Here is a 19,961-nt window from a genome sequence, read left to right on the forward strand (position 1 = left end):
TTGTGTTTCGATTTATTGTACCAATCGTAATTGTTAAACAATTTAACCAGCCTGCATCTGTCAAGTAAGAACAAACATGTTAATATGATGGCACATTTTCACCATTTCGAAACGACTCTTTAGCCGCTTATCATTACTTTATACCGCTGGTCTTTAGCTACACAACGCAGCGATAATTTGATAAACGACGATAAAGACAATAAAACAAGAGAGATAACTATGTCAGACCTAATCGTAAATACCACCGATGCAAACTTTGACCAAGACGTGCTGCAATCAGACCTGCCTGTATTGGTAGATTTTTGGGCGACGTGGTGTGGTCCTTGTAAAGCCATCGCGCCTATTTTAGAAGATCTAGCCAGCGAGTACCAAGGCAAAGTAAAAATCGTCAAAGTCGACGTCGACAACAACCCACAAGCCGCCAGCCGCTTTGGTATCCGTAACATCCCAACGCTATTTGTCTTTAAAGACGGCGAAAAAGTTGACTCAGTCATGGGCCTACAGCCAAAAGCAGAGCTAGCCAAAGTTCTTGATAAGCATCTATAAGTACTTCTTCAGTGTGGATACGCTCGTGTCAGTCTATCTGCTGAGAGTGTCTATACGTCATAATAGACGCCAATCAGTAAAAAACCGTTGTCCTACTAAGATAATGGTTTTTTGCTCGTTTTTTATGCAAAAAAACCACTAATACGACTTTTTTGGCAAAATTTATTGACAATGCCATTGTGAAGACCGTATAGTCTGCTGACAAGAGAAAACGAACCGTTTTCCTAAGTGTCTTGTCGCTATTCTCCTCGTGTTTATCAACAAAAACACAATCGTCATTATAAACACCATTACTGAACGAAATGACTAAACACAATTACTGATACTGAGTTTTTGACGCAGACTCTTATGTAGCCTTCTGTATCCTTATTTCTTATTACCTTGCACTCTATTCTTGCAACTTGTATATAAGTCAACACGCAATACCCAAACTACATAACTCTGGCTCTGTGCTCGCGCCCTCTATCGCCATACTATCGTTGTTTTAATCAATGTCGTGACTTGTGCTGCTAATGGCATCTCTCATCTGATCAATTGCTAATGACCTACCTATGAATCTAACTGAACTAAAGAAAAAATCAATCTCTGAGCTATTGGCCATCGCCAAAGAAATGGGTCTTGATAATATGGCGCGTAGCCGTAAACAAGACATTATCTTCGCTATCTTAAAAACCCATGCCCGTAACGGCGAAGCCATCTATGGTGACGGCGTGCTCGAGGTCTTGCCCGATGGCTTTGGCTTTTTGCGCTCATCAGAGGGCTCCTACTTGGCAGGTCCTGACGACATTTATGTCAGCCCCAGCCAAATCCGCCGTTTTAGCCTAAAGACAGGCGACAGTATCGCTGGGACGATTCGACCACCAAAGGATTCTGAGCGTTATTTTGCGCTGCTAAAGGTCGGCGAGATTAACTTTGATACACCCGATCGCTCGCGTCACAAGCTAATTTTTGAAAACCTCACGCCCTTATTCCCCACCGAGCAGTTAAAGCTAGAATTAGGTAACGGTACGACCGAGGATTTGACAGGCCGTATCATCGACCTGATTGCCCCGATTGGTAAAGGCCAGCGCTCTATCATCGTCGCGCCGCCAAAAGCCGGTAAAACCATGCTTTTGCAATCGATTGCCCAGTCTATCACCCGCAACAACCCCGAATGCTACCTTATTGTCTTGCTCATTGATGAGCGTCCAGAAGAGGTGACCGAGATGGAGCGCACCGTGCGCGGTGAAGTCGTTGCCTCAACCTTTGATGAGCCGCCGCAGCGCCATGTGCAAGTTGCCGAAATGGTCATCGAAAAAGCCAAGCGCTTGGTCGAGCATAAGCAAGACGTGGTCATCTTACTTGACTCCATCACCCGCCTCGCTCGTGCGTATAACACCGTCATTCCATCATCTGGTAAAGTGTTGACCGGTGGTCTAGACGCCAATGCCCTTGAGCGTCCTAAGCGCTTTTTTGGCGCGGCGCGTAACGTCGAAGAAGGCGGCAGCTTGACCATCATCGCCAGTGCTTTGATTGACACCGGCAGCAAAATGGACAGCGTGATTTTTGAAGAATTCAAAGGTACCGGTAACCAAGAGATCACCCTTGAGCGTGACTTGGCCGAAAAACGCGTTTTCCCAGCGATCAATATCAAAAAATCTGGTACTCGCCGCGAAGAGCGCCTGCTTGATGAAGATAAGCTACGCAAAGTTTGGATCTTGCGCAAATTGCTACAGCCAATGGATGGTGTTCAAGCCACTGAGTTCTTGCTTGAGCGCCTAAAAGAGGCCAAAACCAATGATGAGTTTTTTGAACAAATGAAGCGTAAATCACAAAACTAATGTGCGATGACAAGCTTTACTCATACCAATAGCACCATGTCGTTTTTGACATGACTTGACTATAGATATTAAAGACAAATACCAAAAACCGCCTTAGGGCGGTTTTTGTGCGTTGGGTCGTGGCAATATAGCCAGACGACAAGCTATAGTAAGTGCTAAATAGAAAATTGCAGCCTCTATAGCGGATCGCCTATATCACACGAAGCAAATATAGCTGCCCTATTTTTAAACATAGATAGCGCTGGCAGTGACAAAAACAGTTAGCGTATTATCAATACAAATACAATGACACTAAGCAAAACCCCTACCAAGGATACAGTGGGGAAACATCTTTTACAGCTTGCTTGCAAAGCTTAGCGCTTTTACTACGCCTAGAGACGAATTGATGGGTTACTATAAGCGTTAGTATAGATATACTCTGCTATCGGGTGCGATAGCAGTACACGTATTGAGATATTGAAAACCCTTAATATAATCTTATGTCTTGCGATAGCAATACAGATTATTCTAAGACAATTGCTGGATTCGCTTGGTATGGTTTATCTATATCAAACACATAGCACTAAAAATCTCGTGTTCTTCTTTTGACCCAACTTGATAATTTGACAGGTGATATTATGAAATTTGCTAAAACTATCGCAATGACTGCCATTACTAGCTCTGCTTTAATCATGGGCGGCTGTGCGACCAATGGATACAACTCTGGCTTGAGCAATACCGCTAAAGGTGCAGCAGCGGGCGCAGCAGCGGGCGCTTTGATCAGAAGTGGCGGCGACAGTAAAGATATCGCTCGCGGTGCACTAGGCGGTGCTGCTGTTGGTGGCGCTGGCGCTTACATCCTAGACCAAACCAGATAATCTGGCTTATAACGGATAGACAGCACTTCTAGACAACACTTCAAGCAGTTTGGTTAGACCAGTCTTTTCAAAGACATATCTCCTGAGTGTTTTAAGCTTAGAGAAGTAAAGACACTTTGAGCTTAAAAGACAATGATACGAACTTTGATGTGAGTTTTCTAATAAGCTGTCTAAATAGTATGTAAAGACAAACAAAAGGTCTGCAATCATTGCAGGCCTTTTGCGATTAGCAGGCATGGTTTTTTATTTTAAACAACGGTCAAATCAGGATACATCAGATATATGGCTAAAAAGTCGCTCAATTGAGTATAGTCAACTCAAAACAAAAGGACGATACTGTTAAGTGCGCGACTCGGATACTGCCTTTAAATGTAGGTTGCACCGCTACTGGCTGCGTAGACAACCCTACACATAAGGAAGGTTTATACCAGTGACGTCATATACTTTTTAGAGTGCGTCAACTCTAACCTATCAGCGTTATAGAGCGCCACTAAAGGTATCACATGCCTGTACATTGCCACTCTGCAGACCGCGGGTAAACCATTGCACACGTTGTTGGCTGGTACCATGCGTAAAATTATCTGGTACAACCGCGCCGCCGCTTGCGCGAGCGAGGCGATCATCACCGATTTGACCTGCAGCATTGATGGCCTCATCGATATCACCTGCTTCTAAGAACTGTACGCGCTCCTGATTGCGCTGCGCCCATACCCCAGCAAAACAGTCCGCTTGTAACTCTTGCATGACCGACAGTTGATTGGCCTGTGCGCGGCTGACTTGACGACCAGCCTCATTCACCTGCTGGGTAATGCCAAGCAACGTCTGCACATGATGGCCCACCTCGTGCGATATCACATAGGCTTGCGCAAAGTCGCCTGCCTTACCTTGGTTATCTTGATCCCCTGAGCCTTGCTGATCGCCTGCGATACCTAGGTTTTGACGCATTTCCACAAAAAACGACGTGTCCAGATAAATGGTTTGGTCCCCCGGACAATAAAATGGCCCTGTTGCAGCGCTGGCACTCCCACAAGCAGAGCTGACTTGACCATTAAACAATATGAGCGACGGCTCTTGATACGTACTGCCCGCTTCATTAAATATCTGATGCCAAACGTCTTCTGTATCGGCCAATACGACTTTGACAAACTGCGTATCGCGGTCGTCACTGGTGGCAGGCTCACTCGCCGTACTGCCGCCACCGCCTGTCACCACTTGCCCTGTCTGTAATGCCGTCATGGGGTTGACCCCAAAAACCAACCACAAAATACCCGCGATAATAATACCGCCGATACCACCCCCTATCATCTTACCGCCGCCGCGACTGCTGCGCACGTTTGAGCTGCCTCGCCTACCTTGCCACTTCATACCTTCTCTCCTTAAATATATGATTTATACCATCATACTATCGACCATTTATACAAGTATTTTTAGGTCTTTATTGTCTGACTCATTGTCGTACCTAGCTTTTACGGTGTCCCCAAGCTTTTGCTTATTATGTTTTATGACTTTTATATGCCTATCAGTAGCCTTTAACAGATACAGCACAAAAACAAAGTCGAAATTGATTACGTTATCGTAAAATTTATTGACTGCAATACGCCAATTACCGAATACCAGCCGTCTTCAATGAAAGCACTACACAACACCAACAGTTAAAGAATATCAAGACAGCAAATATGCTTTTATAATAAGCCGATCTTATTGATTATACGCATATTATTTTGTGTCATTTTCTAAGAGATGATGAGAGGTTTGAGATGTAAGATTACATTTACAATTTTATTGTTACTTAATTGTACAGCCTCTTTCCATTCAGAAAGAAAACATATAGAATGCGTGAAAGCTGAGTAGTTGTAACTAAGATTAGTTGAACTCTGAAAAATATCAGATTTCGACCTTTTTTTTGGCTTTTGTTACTACTACTGCTCATTTCATTTTTTCGGAGAAACAACTATGAACCTTAAATTACTTGCTCTAGCTGGTATCATGACTGCATCTATGGGCCTAACTGCCTGTGACAGCAACACTGAAAACGCTGCTGAAGATTTATCTGACGCACAAGAAGAAGTACAAGACGCTCAAGAAGAGCTAAACGAAGCTGCTGCTGACGGCGAAGCTGTACCTGCTGACGCAGAAGCTGCTGCTGCTGAAGCTGAAGCTGACATCGCTGATGCACAAGCTGCAACTGCAACTGACGAAATGGACGCTGAAGTACCTGTAGACGGTACTACTACTAGCGTTGATGTAGCTAGCGAAACTGACACTGCAGCTGTTGATGCAGCTGACGAAGTGGTTGTTGAAGAAGCTCAGTAATTTTATTGGTCACACAATAAACACTGTAGTAAAAAAGAGAGCCTATGCTCTCTTTTTTTATACCTGCTATTTAAGCAAAATGATAGCAGGATAGCCTGCTAACTAGATGGACACCGATTTTTTGTGCTAAGCTAGTAGATAAGAGATACCCAAAAAAGTCCCTGTTAAACAGCGTTATCTTTGGTTCTTTTTTCTCTGAGCAGGCCTATATGTATAGACAAAGGCTAAGCATCAAACAAACGCTCATCAACCTGCTGGCGAAATTTTTGACCTGTCTTAAAGGTCACCACTCGGCGCGCAGATACGGCAACGGGCTCCCCTGTCTTTGGATTGCGACCAGGGCGGCTATTTTTGTCTTTTAGCTCAAAGTTGCCAAAGCCTGAAAGCTTGACCTCTTTGCCATCAATCAAACTCTCTGACAATTCCTCAAAAAAGCGCTCTACCAAACAGCGGCTATCTTGGCGCGTTAGGTTTAGGTGGCTCATCAAGTGCTCAATCATGTCAGATTTGGTTAAAGTGCTCACAGTACGACTCCTATGCTATGTCGTGATGTCGAATATCATGGTTTAGCGGTATGAGGGGATAGCAGTTATTATAAAGGTTTTTTGTGGTCTTTTTAATATAGACGTTATAAAATCTCTTTTATTAATAACCACTTACCATTTTTTAGACAAAAAACGTCTCGATCATAATTTTTTTGACAAATAAGACACCATAGCCTTTTAATTAAAAAAGGCCATGATGCGATATCAGTTTTCGGGTGTAGAGGTTAGCTGTCACGCAGCTGTACTGAATGCTGCTCAATCAAAGCGTGAACGACTTTATCAGTGGCAGCTTTTACTGCCTCGTCAGATAGGGTTTGTGATACATCTTGCCATATCAGAGCAAATGCAAGCGAGCGCTGACCTGCCGGTACTTTATCACCTTGATAGACATCAAATAACCACATATCACTCAATAAGGCTCCAGCAGCACGGCGCACCGTCGACTCTAGCGTCTGTAGGCTAATCTCGGTATCTACCAAGATGGCGATATCACGGCGCACTTGTGGAAACTTACTTGGCGTGGTGATGTCATGCTGCTCGCGGGCCAAGTTAAGCAGCGGCGCAAGCGATAGCTGGGCAACCCAAGTGGCAGGCAGATCCAGCTGTTTTGCGGTGCTCGGATGCAGCTGACCCAACCAGCCGACATAGATATCATCGATATACAGCTTGGCGCTTTGACCAGGGTGCAAAAACGCTAGCTGACTGCGCTCATAGCGTACGCGCGCACGATCGATTTGGGCTGGAAGTAGCTGCTCGATATCGTGCTTGAGATCATAAAAATCTAAAGCTCGGTTTTGGTAAGCTTGTTCATCCCAAATATCGCCAACTGCGACCAGCGCCATGCTCGGCGTCTGCACCAAGTCACTGACACTCTGACCGACAAAGCTCAGACCTGTTTCAAAAAAACGTACACGCGGCTGCTGACGATTGAGGTTGTATTGTACACAAGGCAACAAGCTTGAAAGCAAAGTACGGCGCATGACCGCCAGATCGCTTGAGATCGGATTGGCCAATGCCAACACTTCACCTAACGCTTCATCATCAAGTAGCGTCTCAAGTTTGGCATCACTAAAGCTAAAACTAATCGCTTCCATATAGCCATTATTGACGAGTGCCAGCTTCATCTCATGCGTCAAATCAGCCGTATCGTCATAATCCATGCTGACTTGCAGATGCGGTAGGACGCTTGGAATATTGTCATAACCGTAGATACGGGCGATCTCTTCGATAAGATCCTCGCGAATGCTCATATCAAAACGATACGACGGCGGCGTACAGACTAGACTCTCTGCTTGCTGCGCGACCTCAAAGCCCAGTTGGGTTAAGATACGCACCATGACCGCAGACTCTATCTCGATACCGACGACCTCACGGACTTTGCTGATTGGCAAGGTAATCGGCGTACGGGCTGGCAAGTGCTCGCTATTTTCTACTTTTACTATTTGCCCAGCTTGCCCGCTTGTGACACTAGTAATCAAATCAACAGCACGCGCCAAAGCAAGCGCTGGCAGCTCAAAGTCGACCCCGCGCTCAAAACGCTGTGAGGCATCGGTATGCAAACCAAAACGACGCGCGCGCGCCGCGATAGCCAACGGATTGAAAAACGCACTTTCTAAAATAATATTGGTGGTGCTATCGGTGACGCTACTGCGCTTACCCCCCATGATTCCCGCTAAGGCAAGCACGCCCTCATCGTCGGCAATCACCAGCTCATCACCAGTTAGGGTAATGGTTTGCTCATTTAGTAGCGTCAATGTCTCTGCAGGCTGCGCCAAACGCACCACGATATCGCCTTGAATGGTATCGGCATCAAACGCATGTAATGGTTGACCAAGCTCCATCAATACATAGTTGGTCACATCCACCAAAAAGTTATGCGAGCGTAGTCCTGACTGCACCAAGGCATCAGCCATCCATTTTGGCGTATCGATACTGCGATCAATACTGCTAATTGATTGTAAGAGATAGCGTGGGCAAGCCTCAATGGCACTAACGGTGACCGCAGGCGTTGCATCATTATCCGTGACCGCTACATCAGTGGCAATCTCCGGCTGCTGCATCGGCAGATCATTGATCACTGATATCTCACGGGCAATACCGCGGACGCTAAAGCAGTCGCCACGGTTTGGCGTGATAGAGATATCGAGTATTTGATTGTCTAAACCTAGATAGTCACGGATATCAGTGCCAATTGGGGCATCTTCAGGTAGCTCAAGTAGGCCATCTATGTCGTCAACCAGATCGATCTCAGAAGCACCGCATAGCATACCGTTTGAGGCCACGCCGCGTAGTTTACTTTTTTTAATCTTAAAGCCTGATTTACCATTACTGACATCATCACTCGGCAGTACCGCCCCAACGGTAGCAACAGGCGCTTTCATACCGACCGTCACATTCGGCGCGCCGCAGACGATTTGTAATGGCTCAGACTCACCAATATTTACCTGCGTGACGCGCAGCTTATCGGCATCAGGATGCGGCTCGACACTGATGACTTCACCGACCACCACACCGCTAAAGGCTCGGGCAACGGCAAAGCGATCATCAATCTCAAGCCCTGCCATGGTCAGCTGTTCGGCCAATTGCTCGCTGGTATTATTGGGGTTCACCCATTGACGTAGCCACTGTTCGCTAATTTTCATAAATATCTCGGATCAGAATTTTGTAATAAAGATGTTGGAGTAAAGCTTGGCACATACACTTGTTATATCAACAAGGCGCGCTTTTTATATAAAAAAAGCACTCTAGCCAAATTGCTTTAAAAAGCGCACGTCATTTTGGAAAAACAAACGCAAGTCATCGATGCCATAATACAACATGGCAAAGCGCTCAATACCCATACCAAAGGCGAAGCCGGTATATTTATCGCTATCGATACCGCAGTTGGTCAGCACCTGCGGATGCACCATACCGCAGCCCATCACTTCTAGCCATTTGCCATTGTCATCGAGGATATCCACTTCAGCAGAAGGCTCAGTAAATGGGAAAAATGACGGACGAAAACGTACAGTCAATTCTTTGGCAAAAAACGCCTCTAAAAACTCACTGATCAAACCCTTTAGCTCAGCAAAGGTGCTCGACTCGGTCACCATCAGCCCTTCTAGCTGGTGAAACATCGGCGAATGCGTTTGGTCTGAGTCGTTACGATAGACGCGGCCTGGGCAAATGATACGAATCGGCGGCTCGTTCTTTTCCATGGTGCGAATCTGTACCGGACTGGTGTGCGTACGCAGCAAGTAGTGCGCATCAAAATAAAACGTATCGTGCATCGCGCGCGCAGGGTGATGGGAGGGAATATTAAGCGCTTCAAAGTTATAGTAGTCGCTCTCAACTTCAGGGCCTGTCGCGACGTTAAAACCTGCCTGCACAAAGTACTGCTGCATACGCTGGGTCACCATCGTCACTGGATGCAAATGGCCTTTTTGACCACCGCGCGCCGGCAAGGTGATATCGATACTCTCGCTTGCAAGCTTGGCATTCAGTGCAGCGACTTCTAGCTGCTGCTGCTGCTCGGTGAGCGCCTGTCCGATACGGCTACGCACACTGTGCAACCAGCCGCCGTAGGTTTTTTTGTCATCGCTACCAAGCTTACCCATCTGTTTTGACCAGCCGGTAAGCGAGCTTTTTTTGCCCGTTAGCTGTACACGCAAGTCTTGTAGGGTACGCGCGTCGTTCACTTGCAAAATTAGCGCTTCAGCAGCACTGGCAAACTCATTGAGCTGTGATTCATTTAGCTCATCAAGCTCTGAGGACAAGGTCGGTAGCGCCGACAAATCGGTGATAGCAGCAGGGGTAGTCATAAGACGCATTATTCCTGATTTAAACGGACTATTAAGTAAGTATGGTGCTTGGTAATTGTAGGGATTTGACCAAATATTGCAAACCATTTGTTCGGTTATCTCACGATGATCATGAGTGATGCTAATGGCTTGAATATGTGAACATATATATCTAGCAAAATAGATATTTAGCAAAAATGCGTGTGTTTGACCGCAATAGTGATGACGCCAAAATAATTTACTATAAAAAAAGCCACCGACCAGCGGTAGCTTTTATTAATATCGTACTATTAATCAATATTAGTCCGATCCATCTAGGTATTTGCTAAAAAAGCAGGCTACCTAACGGAAAGGGTAATATTTAGGCCAATTCCGCTTTTGCTTTTTCGACCAATGCGGTGAAAGTAGCTGCATCATGCATAGCGATGTCAGCTAAGACGCGACGATCGATTGCGATGTTTGCTTTTTTCAAGCCATTGATAAAGCGGCTATAGCTTAAGCCGTTGATGCGAGCACCAGCATTGATACGTGCGATCCAAAGACGACGGAAAGTACGTTTTTTGTTGCGACGGTCACGATAAGCATATTGACCAGCTTTGGTCACTGCCTGTACCGCTACGCGGTAAACACGTGAACGGGCACCGTAGTAGCCTTTAGCACGCTTTAAGATTTTTTTGTGACGGCGATTTGCCTGTACACCACGTTTTACACGGGCCATAAATTACTCCAAGATTTTTTAATCATTATGAAACGAATCACGATGTCATTATATAAGTGAATACCAGACATCGTTATCAGATTGCAAAGTCAAATACCTTTAATACATTAAAGCTAAGTGACCATAGGCTATTAGATGTATGGGCACATACGACGAACTGCTGCTTCGTCAGACTTGTCCACCATCTTTAGACCGCGCAACTGGCGAATACGCTTAGCTGATTTCTTGGTCAAGATATGGCTTTTGAAGGCTTGCTTACGCTTAAAGCCATTCGCTGTTTTTTTGAAGCGTTTAGCGGCACCGCTTCTGGTTTTCATCTTAACTTTCATGATGAGTTGCCTCTTTGTCTTTGATAGAACCTGGTCGTCAAATTGTCAGTCATAAATAGTGGCTTTAAAAACAACCACTAAACTGTTATTTGCCTCGAGGTGGGAGGCGCTATTTTAGCAGATAGCGCTCTGTTTTGCCAAGTGAATTTTCGCCCAAGCGCTCAGCTGTTTATATAGCCAGCGCTTTTAATAAACGCATATCACTATGGCTCCCCTACACTCAGCCAAATAGCCTGCCACAAAGACGGCGATATACTTTATAGGATCGGGTCATAAAGTCAGGTCATAAAATCGGGGATTTTTTTGCAAATAGATTGAATGTGAGACAAAGCTGTGCTTAAGTAGAGGTTTGGCTTGATTGCTTATCGTGCACGAATTGTATGCCAGTAACGATAGCTAGCCATTGACTCGGTATTATGCCCATCCGTTTTATGGTCATAATCCGTCCTGACGCTGTACACCTATAACATGATTGGCAACCCCCATCATTGCCTGCCATTACTCTAGGAGATAACGTGTCAAATCAAGAGTTAGACTTTGATGACGGCCTATTTGTATTTGAGACAGTGATGCGAGTGCGTCATACTGAAATCGATAGGAGTCAGCATATCTCGTTTGAAGCGTTGACCGCTCTGGTTTGTGAGGCGCGGCATCGGTTTTTGCATGCAAAAGGTATACAAGAGATCAATGCGGACCATCGAGGACTGATCATCGATGGCATACAGCTAACCACCAATAGCCGTGTGCGGGCGCGCGAAGAGCTGTTGTTTGAGGTGGGGGTCGAGCCGCTGTATGATAATGGCGGCCATATGATCATCAAAATATCGCGTATGTATGGTGGCGAGGTGGTGGCAAAGGCGCGGATCCATTTTATCAGCTACGATTTTCACCTCAACAAACCCGCCGCCTTGGATAAAGACACAAAAGCGGCGCTATATCCGCATTGATTTAGGCTGTGATGCCCTTGACGCTCTGAGCCCCTACCACTATTAGGCCAAAATGTCACATAGAGGGTCGAGCACAGTCCCACTAACTATCTATTTCCTATTTCTCATCACAAGACAGACATATTATGACTTTACCTGCTTGGCTTGCCGCCATAAAATTTAATGCTGATGGTTTGATTCCCGCTATTGCTCAAGATCATAAATCTGGGCGTATCCTCATGATGGCATGGATGAATAGCGAGGCCCTCCAGCTCACCGCCGAGACAAAGACAGCGGTGTATTTTTCGCGCTCGCGTGGTCAGTTGTGGCACAAAGGAGAATCGTCTGGTCACACCCAGACAGTCCATGATATCCGCTTAGACTGCGATGCAGATGTGATTGTGCTGAGCGTGACACAAGCGGGCGGCATCGCCTGTCATACGGGACGTGAGTCTTGTTTTTATCAGCGTTTAGACTTATCAGGCGCGCAGCCCCAATGGCAAACGGTGGATAAAGTATTAAAAGATCCGGCAGAGATTTATGCGGCTACGTCGGCGACCGAAGCCGTCTCTGACCCCCAACGTCACGATGCCAGTACTAAAGGGACTACTGAGAAAGAGACTACTCAGATCGATACCCACTCGATTTTACAGCAATTAGATCAGGTATTAGCAGAGCGCAAACACGCAGATAGCGACAGCTCTTATGTGGCAAGCTTGTATGCAAAAGGCCTAAACAAGATATTAGAAAAAGTGGGCGAAGAGAGCACCGAGAGCATTATTGCCGCCAAGGACTTGGCTATCTGCGACGTTTCTGGCGACCAAGCACACTATGATGCCGCGCGTTATGAGTTTATTTATGAAGTGGCTGACGTGTGGTTTCATACGTTGGTCGGGCTGGCATGGTTTGATATCGAGTCAGACGCCATCTTAAACGAGCTGGGGCGACGCTTTGGTCTCTCAGGTATCGATGAAAAAGCGTCGAGATAACCTATCATATAGTGAGTTCATTATAAAAACGATACAGTGGGACTGGAATAAGTTTTTCGCAGCCTCTATCTGCGTAGGCACAGCACGCAAGGAAAATTTAGACCAGTTTCACGTTGATATATAATGTCTCTGTTTTATTTAGAATCGACTATATGTCGAAAATAAAAGTGCCACTACCTATTTACTCTGTGTGATTATTGCGACTTTCACTTTTTTGTCATAAGGGCAAGGTATAATAGTATTTTTACGTCAGCGTTATGTCTGTATTTTTGTCAAATAGATCAATATTCTATAAAATAACAGTAGCGCGGTGGCGGCAATACTGATGTCAACAACTAAAGAGCAGCATTCACACTCAGAAATCTCAGATATGAGGTCTCAGACATTAAGGATATCATTATGGGCAGTTTTTCTATTACGCATTGGCTGATATTACTGGTGGTGGTGGTGGTGGTATTTGGCACCTCAAAGCTTAGAAATGCCGGCAAAGACTTGGGCGGCGCGGTCAAAGGCTTTAAAGACGCAGTCAAAGACGAAAATGCTGAGCATGCCAAAAAGCAAGTGGTACTCGATCACGACGACGCAGCTCATCCAGCAGAGCGCCAAGCACCTAATAAAGTCGATGAGCATAGCAGCACGCTCCCTACTGACGATAAGCATCATTGATCATAGCAAATACCATGCTAGGTATAATGCCGCTAGCATCCAGATAGTGACAATCCACCATTATGTTTGATATTGGGTTTTCTGAATTACTGCTCTTTGGCGTGATTGCTTTGATCGTCTTGGGCCCCGAAAAGCTGCCGCAAGCGGCGCGCACGGCTGGGCAGTGGTATGCCAAAATTCGCCGTACTGTCTCCACCCTACAATCGGAAATAGAGGCTGAGCTAGACTTGGCCGAGACTCGGCAACAAATGCAAAAAGAGCTGGCAAAAATCCGTCAGACAGAGGCGGAGATGAGACGTGAAATGGCAGAGATGCGCGGCAGTATGCAAGAGTTTGAGTCGTCACAGAACCGCGCCCTAACAGCCGATCCGCATGCAGAGCATCAGCCTGTGATTAACGATGATACTGCGCGTCACAAGGCTGATACTGCGCGCAATACCGTAAACGAGCAGCCTGAGGCGGCAACGGCATTTGCGCACGCCTATGAGCATAATGAGCCTTCTGACGGCATCGCTCAGCAAACAGCACCGCCCCTCATGACCAAACCTTGGGAAAACATGTGGTTTCGCCTCGGTGATTATGATAAAGCACGCCGCCTACCCGCTGCCCCCTATCTCCCCAATTATCAAGCAGATATCCTATTAAATAGCGCGCCTGCCAATCCTAACGCCTCACAAGCGTCTGCCCAGATGCAGGAGGCCGACTGATGGATTTGTTTAAACGCAAAAAAAGCCGACAAGAAAAAATCGGCGATACAGCGCCAGAAAAAACCCGCTCAGCCGATATGGCCTATGATAACGATGATGGGGATATGTTAAGCTCACTTGGCGATATGCCCATCACTGAGCATCTCATTGATTTACGCCGTCATCTGATCAAAATATGCGTGGCGGTGCTGGTGGTGTTTTTGGCCTTGGTTGGGTTTTCACGCGAGCTTTATAACCTGTTATCGGACCCATTGGTCGCGCAGTTGCCTGCCAACTCGACAATGATTGCCACCGATATCACCTCAAACTTCATGGCGCCGATACGCTTGAGTATCTTTGTCGCCGCCTTTGTGGCCATGCCTTATATCTTGTATCAAATTTGGTCATTTGTCGCCCCAGGTCTGTACAAAAAAGAAAAAAAAGTCGCCATTCCAGTGCTGATGTCTTCTATCGTATTGTTTTATGCTGGGGTGGCGTTTTCTTATTTTATTGTGCTCAAAGGAGTTTTGAAATTCTTTATTACCTTTGCGCCGCAAAACGTCTTACCCATGACAGATATCGACAGCTATTTGAGCTTTGCATTAAAGCTGTTTATGGTATTTGGCTTGACCTTTGAGATACCAGTCGTCACCTTACTGTTGATATTGGCCGGCATCGTCTCCATTGATAGCCTAGAGGATAAACGCCGTTATATCATCGTTGGCTGCTTTGCAATCGCAGCCGTGGTGACACCACCGGATGGGGTGTCGATGTTGATGCTGGCTTTTCCGATGTGGCTGCTGTTTGAGCTGGGGCTGTTTTTGGCGAAGATTTTGATTAAAGAAGAGCGCCGCCCTGCTTTGGCAAATGAGAGTCAACTGGATAAAAAGTAATACCTTAGGCAACAAACAACGCCATTGATGATAAGCTACGCCCCTGACGACTATCGGTATTTGACAAGCGCCATCGACCTCATCGCCAGCCATTGTTTATGCAGTGGCTTTTTTTGCCTTTATGGTTTTTGACCCTATGGCTTTGCTCTTAGAGCTGTTGTCCTGTCTTATTTGTCCGCAGATTTTTCGATCACTTTTTACTCATCCATCGTGTCAGCAGATGCTGACACCGTTAGTATTTTAGGTAGCTTTTATGTCCGCATCTATGCCCGCTTATATGAGCGACCCCACCGATGAGCAGCTAAATGCGCTAAATATGGCGATGGACCACAAGTCGTTTAAAGTGGTGGCGTATGCTGGCGCGGGTAAAACCACAACGCTCAAGCTCATCGGTGAGCGTCTGCGCGGGCGCGGCTTGTATTTGGCCTTCAACAAAGCGATCGCCAATGATGCTCGGCAAAAATTCCCCAGTCACGTGGACTGCCGTACATTTCACTCACTTGCTTATCGCCATGTCGCGCGTGATATCACTGCCAAATTGTCCTTACCACGGTTTTCACCCAAGCGTTTGGGCGATGATTTGGGGCTACAAGCGGTGCAAGTACGTCGGCAAATGGATGGGATAAATAAATACATCACTCTGACCCCAGCTCGCCTTGCGCGGTTTGTCAGCGATGCGGTCAGTCATTTTTGTAGCACCCATGCCAGCTACCCTGCGCCTAGGCATTTATTATTTCCTAGCTGGCTCGATGCGTCAGATAGCGAGCAGCTGCGAGAGATGCTCTACCCTGCCGTCGAGCAGCGCTGGCTACAGTCTATCGATGCCCGCCATCCTGCTGGTATTGGCCATGATATTTATCTCAAATTATGGGCACTCTCCAAGCCCAGTATCCCAGCGGATTTTATCTTGTTTGATGAGGCGCAGGATGCTGATCCGTTGATGATGGGGATTTTGACCCAGCAGCCACGGCAAGTCATCTATGTGGGCGACGCTCATCAGCAGATTTATGAATGGCGCGGCGCGGTGAACGCGATGAAAAAACTACCACTACCGCAAACCCTATTGACACAATCGTTTCGCTTTGGCGAGCCTATCGCTGAGGTGGCCAACACCCTACTCAAAGCCTTACAAGAAGAAGTACCACTAAAGGGCAATCCTGCCAAGCAGTCTTCTACCGATACAGGCATGGTCCATAGTAAAAAAGACGCCATCCTCTGTCGCACCAATGCCGCAGCGATGGCGCAGCTATTGACGGGACTCAAGCTTGGGCACCGCGTGGCTCTGCAAGCCGATACCGATCGTATGCTGAAATTCTGTCAAGCAGCTGAGAACCTAAAAAACGGCAAATCAGCTTATGGCGTACCAGAGCTGGCGTATTTTTATAATTGGGATGATGTGCAAGAGTACTCTGAAACCAATGAAGGCAGCGATCTTAAAACATTGGTCAAGCTGGTCGATGATCACGGTACCAACGTCTTAAGCCAAGCGGTCAATAGTTTGACCAGCATCGATAACGCCGATTATGTCATCTCTACCGCGCACAAAGCCAAAGGGCTTGAATGGGGGCGCGTACAGCTCGATGACGATTTTTATTACGACGTGACTACCAATGCAGTCAAGATCAGTCCAGAGGAGCTGCGCTTGCTCTACGTTGCCTGTACACGCGCGCAGAGCAATCTCGACATTCATCATATCAAAGACCTGATCATCGGATTGCAAACGGGGAAAAAGGTCATCTTTGGCAATACCTAACACCGCCCCGCTCTATTCGATTACGTTATCGCCCTTTATTTAGATACTAAGCCTCAATCATGACTCAACATTCATCCCTCGAAATACGCCAGCGTACCCTGCAGCAACTATTTGCCCATCCTGTGCGCCTACTCGCTCCAATGGAGGGCTTGACCGATCCGTTAATGCGGCAAATCTTAACACAAATTGCCGCCGATTTAGGTCGCCCTTATGATTGGTCAGTCAGTGAGTTTATACGGGTGACTCAAACGCTGCTGCCCGCACATGTGTTTTATAAATATGTACCAGAGCTACATCAAGACACCAAAACGACTGCTGGTACGCCCATACATATCCAGCTACTCGGCAGTGATGCTAGCCTAATGGCAGAAAACGCCGCGTACGCCTGTGAGCTTGGCGCGCCAGCGATTGATATCAATTTTGGCTGCCCTGCTAAGACCGTCAATAGCCACCGCGGCGGCTCGGTACTGCTCGATGAGCCAGAGGTCATGTATGATATTATCAGTGCCGTACGCCGCGCGGTGCCTGCCCATATTGCCGTCTCAGCAAAGATTCGCTTGGGTTACACAGATACCAGCCGTATGGACGATATCCGAGGTGCGATTGGGGCGAGTGGCGCAGACTGGCTGACCATTCATGCCCGCACCAAAACCCAAGGCTACAAGCCGCCCGCTTATTGGGACAAAATCCAAAATTTTAATAAGCTTGATATCCCAGTGATTGCCAATGGCGAGATTTGGAACAGTGAGCAAGCACAGCAATGCATGAGGCAGGCAGGCACGCTGCACCTGATGCTAGGACGCGGCGCTGTGACCCGTCCTGACTTGATTGCCCGTGTCGATAGTAGCCATGATGATGAGAGCGCGGCAGCCAGCGTTAGAGCAGATAGCAAGATCTTGACGTGGCACGCGCTCATACCGCATCAAATTAAGTTTTTGGAAGGGGCAGCAAAAAACGATGTGGTACTGGTGGGCCGCTATAAGCAATGGCTGGGGATGCTGACCAAAGGCTATGATGAGGCGCAGCCGGTGTGGGAGCGCATCAAGCGTGAAAAAGACAAAGCCGTCATCATCGATGCTCTTATCACCAGCGTCTCATCAGCGACGGCATAAACAGCAAAGACAATAACGGCTCGTCTTTTATCATAAAACAGAAGCTCGCCGCGGCGGCTAGTTGTTTATAAGCCCTAGCGCTAGACGCTCACACGTATTGCTAAATAAAACAGCATGAGTGGACACGCCATCGATAACGTCCACAGTATCGAGCGAAACGTCGCTAAATTGCTGATATAAGCGATGCAAAAGCCAATACGAATCAGTACGTACAACCAAGCCAACACGTTGACAATCAGCTGAGGCACAAAAAATAACATCGCCACCAGCACTGCTGCCAAAAATACCGGCAACGTCTCATAGCTGTTTTGCTGAGCGGCATTGGCGCGCGCGGCGGCGCCCGTTGTCTCTTGCAAAAAACGGCGCGGATGGGCGTTGTCAGTCAGCCGAAAGCCGCCAAGGGCTTTTGCACTCAGCGCCATCAACAGTGGCAGTAAACTTGCCACCACCATCGCCCAAATCGCAGATGCGGCGGTATCAGGAATCAATCCAAAAAATACATTCATGCGCGCTCTCGCCCCTACCCTGCAACCACTTCAAAATCATGCGTAACATTGACGCCGCCCTGTACCAGCATACGACTGGCCGAGCAGTATTTTTCTGCTGATAGGTTCACCGCTTTTTCGACCTGCTTATCCTTGATGTCTTGACCGGTCACGATGAAGTGCATATGAATGTCGGTATAGACAGCAGGGACGGTCTCAGCGCGGCTTGCGGTCAGCTCACAACGTACATCCGTGACCTCCTGACGTGATTTTTGTAAGATAGACACCACATCATAGCTGGCACAGCCGCCCAAGCCGAGCAAGATCAGCTCCATCGGGCTTGCGCCATTTTCTTTGTCGGCATCGATTTGCACATTATGCCCTGATGGTGAGACGCCCAAAAAGGCTTTTTTCTCTTGCCACGTGACACTTGCTTTTGATTCTGACATGTTCGTTTTTCCTTATTTTGATTGGCAGATAACCTGATTATTATTTTCAATAATACACACGATAAGGTTAGTGTAGCACAAGCCAAAACCAGATTTTATAAAGACCTTATAAAGCAGCAGCCATCTGTATTTATTTGACGGCAGCTTATCGTCATAACATTGCATACCTTATTAGCAAATAGCCAAAACCAGCAAACAACCAAACCCTAGTTTGGTTATATTTATCAAAATCATCTTAAGAAACTATCTTACAAAAGTTTGTTTATAAGCTATTGATTTTAATAGGTAAAACTCGTGAAACATTTTATAGCAAAATACTGTTACACATTTTGCTTGTTTCTTGGTTTAATAACGGTAATGAATCTTATTTTGGCCAGATATAGGTGACAATCGACTTATAATAATTAAGATTGTCATCATGGTATCGGTTTGAAATAAGCTATTTTTAAACAAATTAAAAGGGTTAGTCATGATAGATGCAGACGGCTTTCGCGCCAATGTCGGCATCATCTTGGCAAATACACAAGGGCAAGTACTGTGGGCAAAACGTATTGGTCACAACGCTTGGCAGTTTCCTCAAGGCGGCATCGACCGCGGGGAGACGCCGATGGATGCGATGTATCGCGAGCTCTGGGAAGAGGTCGGCCTACATCCGCGTCATGTAGACTTATTGGCCGTCACTCAAGACTGGCTGCGCTATCGTCTGCCTAAGCGTTATGTACGCCATGGACAGCACCCTTTGTGTATTGGGCAGAAACAAAAATGGTTTTTGCTGCGCTTAGATGAGCCGAATACTCAACACATTCGCTTCGATGAAGGTAAACCAGAATTTGACCACTGGCAATGGGTCAGTTATTGGTACCCTCTGGGACAAGTGATTCATTTTAAACGTGGGGTATATCGCCGCGCCTTGCAAGAGCTGGTGCGCGAGCTTCCCCTAAAACAAGAGCTGATCCTTCCGGAACAGGACAACCATTTGCTGGCATGACTTTGACATAATTTTGATAGCGTTTTGACATAGTTTTGGTGTGATTTTGGCATCGCTAATTAACTATATATGCTCACCGTGATACCGTTATGGCAGTCACCGTGAGC

General features: G+C 46.7%; 20 protein-coding genes. 12 read left to right on the plus strand and 8 right to left on the minus strand.

Annotated elements, in window-relative coordinates; genetic code table 11:
• The first annotated feature begins 219 nt into the window (after nt 1–219).
• The 3 genes from trxA (at nt 220) to J3491_RS05740 (ending at nt 3,223) form a co-directional block, all read left to right on the plus strand.
• Nucleotides 220–546, plus strand: a complete 327-nt coding sequence (gene trxA, locus J3491_RS05730) for a thioredoxin (protein WP_075101946.1) — start codon at nt 220–222, stop codon at nt 544–546.
• Between the two features lie 551 nt (nt 547–1,097).
• Entirely contained in the window at nt 1,098–2,366 is a 1,269-nt protein-coding gene (gene rho / locus J3491_RS05735) for a transcription termination factor Rho (RefSeq protein ID WP_093071228.1), read from the plus strand.
• Between the two features lie 617 nt (nt 2,367–2,983).
• The gene (locus J3491_RS05740) at nt 2,984–3,223 is read left to right on the plus strand and encodes a hypothetical protein (protein ID WP_075101944.1); all 240 of its coding nucleotides are present in this window, start codon (nt 2,984–2,986) and stop codon (nt 3,221–3,223) included.
• A 477-nt stretch (nt 3,224–3,700) separates the two neighbouring features.
• Here J3491_RS05740 and ypfJ read toward each other — a convergent pair whose 3' ends face one another.
• The gene (gene ypfJ / locus J3491_RS05745; protein WP_207969480.1) at nt 3,701–4,588 is read right to left on the minus strand and encodes a KPN_02809 family neutral zinc metallopeptidase; all 888 of its coding nucleotides are present in this window, start codon (nt 4,586–4,588) and stop codon (nt 3,701–3,703) included.
• Nucleotides 4,589–5,176: 588 nt separating this feature from the next.
• Between ypfJ and J3491_RS05750 the strand changes: the two genes are divergently transcribed.
• The gene (locus J3491_RS05750; RefSeq protein WP_075101942.1) at nt 5,177–5,536 is read left to right on the plus strand and encodes a hypothetical protein; all 360 of its coding nucleotides are present in this window, start codon (nt 5,177–5,179) and stop codon (nt 5,534–5,536) included.
• Nucleotides 5,537–5,760: 224 nt separating this feature from the next.
• Here J3491_RS05750 and J3491_RS05755 read toward each other — a convergent pair whose 3' ends face one another.
• The 5 genes from J3491_RS05755 to rpmI all read right to left on the minus strand — a co-directional run bounded on the left by J3491_RS05755 (nt 5,761) and on the right by rpmI (nt 10,907).
• Complete coding sequence (locus J3491_RS05755) at nt 5,761–6,060, minus strand: integration host factor subunit alpha (protein ID WP_075101941.1); 300 nt, start codon at nt 6,058–6,060, stop codon at nt 5,761–5,763.
• A gap of 245 nt (nt 6,061–6,305) precedes the next feature.
• Entirely contained in the window at nt 6,306–8,723 is a 2,418-nt protein-coding gene (gene pheT / locus J3491_RS05760; RefSeq protein WP_207969481.1) for a phenylalanine--tRNA ligase subunit beta, read from the minus strand.
• A 102-nt stretch (nt 8,724–8,825) separates the two neighbouring features.
• Entirely contained in the window at nt 8,826–9,881 is a 1,056-nt protein-coding gene (gene pheS / locus J3491_RS05765; protein ID WP_075101939.1) for a phenylalanine--tRNA ligase subunit alpha, read from the minus strand.
• 340 nt (nt 9,882–10,221) lie between these two features.
• Nucleotides 10,222–10,578, minus strand: a complete 357-nt coding sequence (rplT, locus tag J3491_RS05770) for a 50S ribosomal protein L20 (RefSeq protein WP_075101938.1) — start codon at nt 10,576–10,578, stop codon at nt 10,222–10,224.
• A gap of 131 nt (nt 10,579–10,709) precedes the next feature.
• Entirely contained in the window at nt 10,710–10,907 is a 198-nt protein-coding gene (gene rpmI / locus J3491_RS05775; RefSeq protein ID WP_011281253.1) for a 50S ribosomal protein L35, read from the minus strand.
• Between the two features lie 515 nt (nt 10,908–11,422).
• Here rpmI and J3491_RS05780 point away from each other — a divergent pair.
• From J3491_RS05780 to J3491_RS05810, 7 genes are all read left to right on the plus strand, one after another.
• Nucleotides 11,423–11,854 (plus strand): thioesterase family protein, encoded by a 432-nt coding sequence (locus J3491_RS05780; protein WP_207969482.1) that lies wholly within the window; start codon nt 11,423–11,425, stop codon nt 11,852–11,854.
• Between the two features lie 125 nt (nt 11,855–11,979).
• Nucleotides 11,980–12,822, plus strand: coding sequence for a bifunctional phosphoribosyl-AMP cyclohydrolase/phosphoribosyl-ATP diphosphatase HisIE (gene hisIE, locus J3491_RS05785; RefSeq protein ID WP_207969483.1), 843 nt, complete (start codon nt 11,980–11,982; stop codon nt 12,820–12,822).
• Nucleotides 12,823–13,221: 399 nt separating this feature from the next.
• Nucleotides 13,222–13,488, plus strand: a complete 267-nt coding sequence (gene tatA / locus J3491_RS05790; protein ID WP_207969484.1) for a Sec-independent protein translocase subunit TatA — start codon at nt 13,222–13,224, stop codon at nt 13,486–13,488.
• 62 nt (nt 13,489–13,550) lie between these two features.
• Entirely contained in the window at nt 13,551–14,195 is a 645-nt protein-coding gene (gene tatB, locus J3491_RS05795; RefSeq protein ID WP_207969485.1) for a Sec-independent protein translocase protein TatB, read from the plus strand.
• A complete protein-coding gene (gene tatC / locus J3491_RS05800; protein WP_207969486.1) occupies nt 14,195–15,067 on the plus strand; it encodes a twin-arginine translocase subunit TatC in 873 nt (290 codons plus the stop codon). The genes tatB and tatC overlap by 1 nt, the downstream gene beginning before the upstream one ends.
• A 253-nt stretch (nt 15,068–15,320) precedes the next feature.
• On the plus strand, nt 15,321–16,820 hold the full coding sequence (locus tag J3491_RS05805; RefSeq protein ID WP_207969487.1) for a UvrD-helicase domain-containing protein: 1,500 nt from the start codon (nt 15,321–15,323) through the stop codon (nt 16,818–16,820).
• A 59-nt stretch (nt 16,821–16,879) separates the two neighbouring features.
• On the plus strand, nt 16,880–17,932 hold the full coding sequence (locus J3491_RS05810) for a tRNA dihydrouridine synthase (RefSeq protein ID WP_207969488.1): 1,053 nt from the start codon (nt 16,880–16,882) through the stop codon (nt 17,930–17,932).
• A gap of 80 nt (nt 17,933–18,012) precedes the next feature.
• Here the strand turns inward: J3491_RS05810 and J3491_RS05815 are convergent, their stop codons facing one another.
• Nucleotides 18,013–18,438, minus strand: a complete 426-nt coding sequence (locus J3491_RS05815; RefSeq protein ID WP_207969489.1) for an MAPEG family protein — start codon at nt 18,436–18,438, stop codon at nt 18,013–18,015.
• A gap of 14 nt (nt 18,439–18,452) precedes the next feature.
• A complete protein-coding gene (locus J3491_RS05820) occupies nt 18,453–18,866 on the minus strand; it encodes an OsmC family protein (protein WP_207969490.1) in 414 nt (137 codons plus the stop codon).
• A 469-nt stretch (nt 18,867–19,335) separates the two neighbouring features.
• On the opposite strand from J3491_RS05820, the gene J3491_RS05825 reads away from it, so the two are divergent.
• On the plus strand, nt 19,336–19,854 hold the full coding sequence (locus J3491_RS05825; RefSeq protein ID WP_075101928.1) for an RNA pyrophosphohydrolase: 519 nt from the start codon (nt 19,336–19,338) through the stop codon (nt 19,852–19,854).
• Nucleotides 19,855–19,961: the final 107 nt, after the last annotated feature.

The organism is Psychrobacter halodurans, assembly GCF_017498075.1.
Taxonomy (GTDB): Bacteria; Pseudomonadota; Gammaproteobacteria; order Pseudomonadales; family Moraxellaceae; genus Psychrobacter; species Psychrobacter celer.

Bases quoted from the DNA above. Each gene is read 5' to 3' on its own strand.
- trxA (WP_075101946.1), top strand. From the start codon at position 220: ATGTCAGACCTAATCGTAAATACCACCGATGCAAACTTTGACCAAGAC.
- rho (WP_093071228.1), top strand. From the start codon at position 1,098: ATGAATCTAACTGAACTAAAGAAAAAATCAATCTCTGAGCTATTGGCC.
- J3491_RS05740 (WP_075101944.1), top strand. From the start codon at position 2,984: ATGAAATTTGCTAAAACTATCGCAATGACTGCCATTACTAGCTCTGCT.
- ypfJ (WP_207969480.1), bottom strand. From the start codon at position 4,588: ATGAAGTGGCAAGGTAGGCGAGGCAGCTCAAACGTGCGCAGCAGTCGC.
- J3491_RS05750 (WP_075101942.1), top strand. From the start codon at position 5,177: ATGAACCTTAAATTACTTGCTCTAGCTGGTATCATGACTGCATCTATG.
- pheT (WP_207969481.1), bottom strand. From the start codon at position 8,723: ATGAAAATTAGCGAACAGTGGCTACGTCAATGGGTGAACCCCAATAAT.
- pheS (WP_075101939.1), bottom strand. From the start codon at position 9,881: ATGACTACCCCTGCTGCTATCACCGATTTGTCGGCGCTACCGACCTTG.
- rplT (WP_075101938.1), bottom strand. From the start codon at position 10,578: ATGGCCCGTGTAAAACGTGGTGTACAGGCAAATCGCCGTCACAAAAAA.
- rpmI (WP_011281253.1), bottom strand. From the start codon at position 10,907: ATGAAAGTTAAGATGAAAACCAGAAGCGGTGCCGCTAAACGCTTCAAA.
- hisIE (WP_207969483.1), top strand. From the start codon at position 11,980: ATGACTTTACCTGCTTGGCTTGCCGCCATAAAATTTAATGCTGATGGT.
- tatA (WP_207969484.1), top strand. From the start codon at position 13,222: ATGGGCAGTTTTTCTATTACGCATTGGCTGATATTACTGGTGGTGGTG.
- tatB (WP_207969485.1), top strand. From the start codon at position 13,551: ATGTTTGATATTGGGTTTTCTGAATTACTGCTCTTTGGCGTGATTGCT.
- tatC (WP_207969486.1), top strand. From the start codon at position 14,195: ATGGATTTGTTTAAACGCAAAAAAAGCCGACAAGAAAAAATCGGCGAT.
- J3491_RS05805 (WP_207969487.1), top strand. From the start codon at position 15,321: ATGTCCGCATCTATGCCCGCTTATATGAGCGACCCCACCGATGAGCAG.
- J3491_RS05810 (WP_207969488.1), top strand. From the start codon at position 16,880: ATGACTCAACATTCATCCCTCGAAATACGCCAGCGTACCCTGCAGCAA.
- J3491_RS05815 (WP_207969489.1), bottom strand. From the start codon at position 18,438: ATGAATGTATTTTTTGGATTGATTCCTGATACCGCCGCATCTGCGATT.
- J3491_RS05820 (WP_207969490.1), bottom strand. From the start codon at position 18,866: ATGTCAGAATCAAAAGCAAGTGTCACGTGGCAAGAGAAAAAAGCCTTT.
- J3491_RS05825 (WP_075101928.1), top strand. From the start codon at position 19,336: ATGATAGATGCAGACGGCTTTCGCGCCAATGTCGGCATCATCTTGGCA.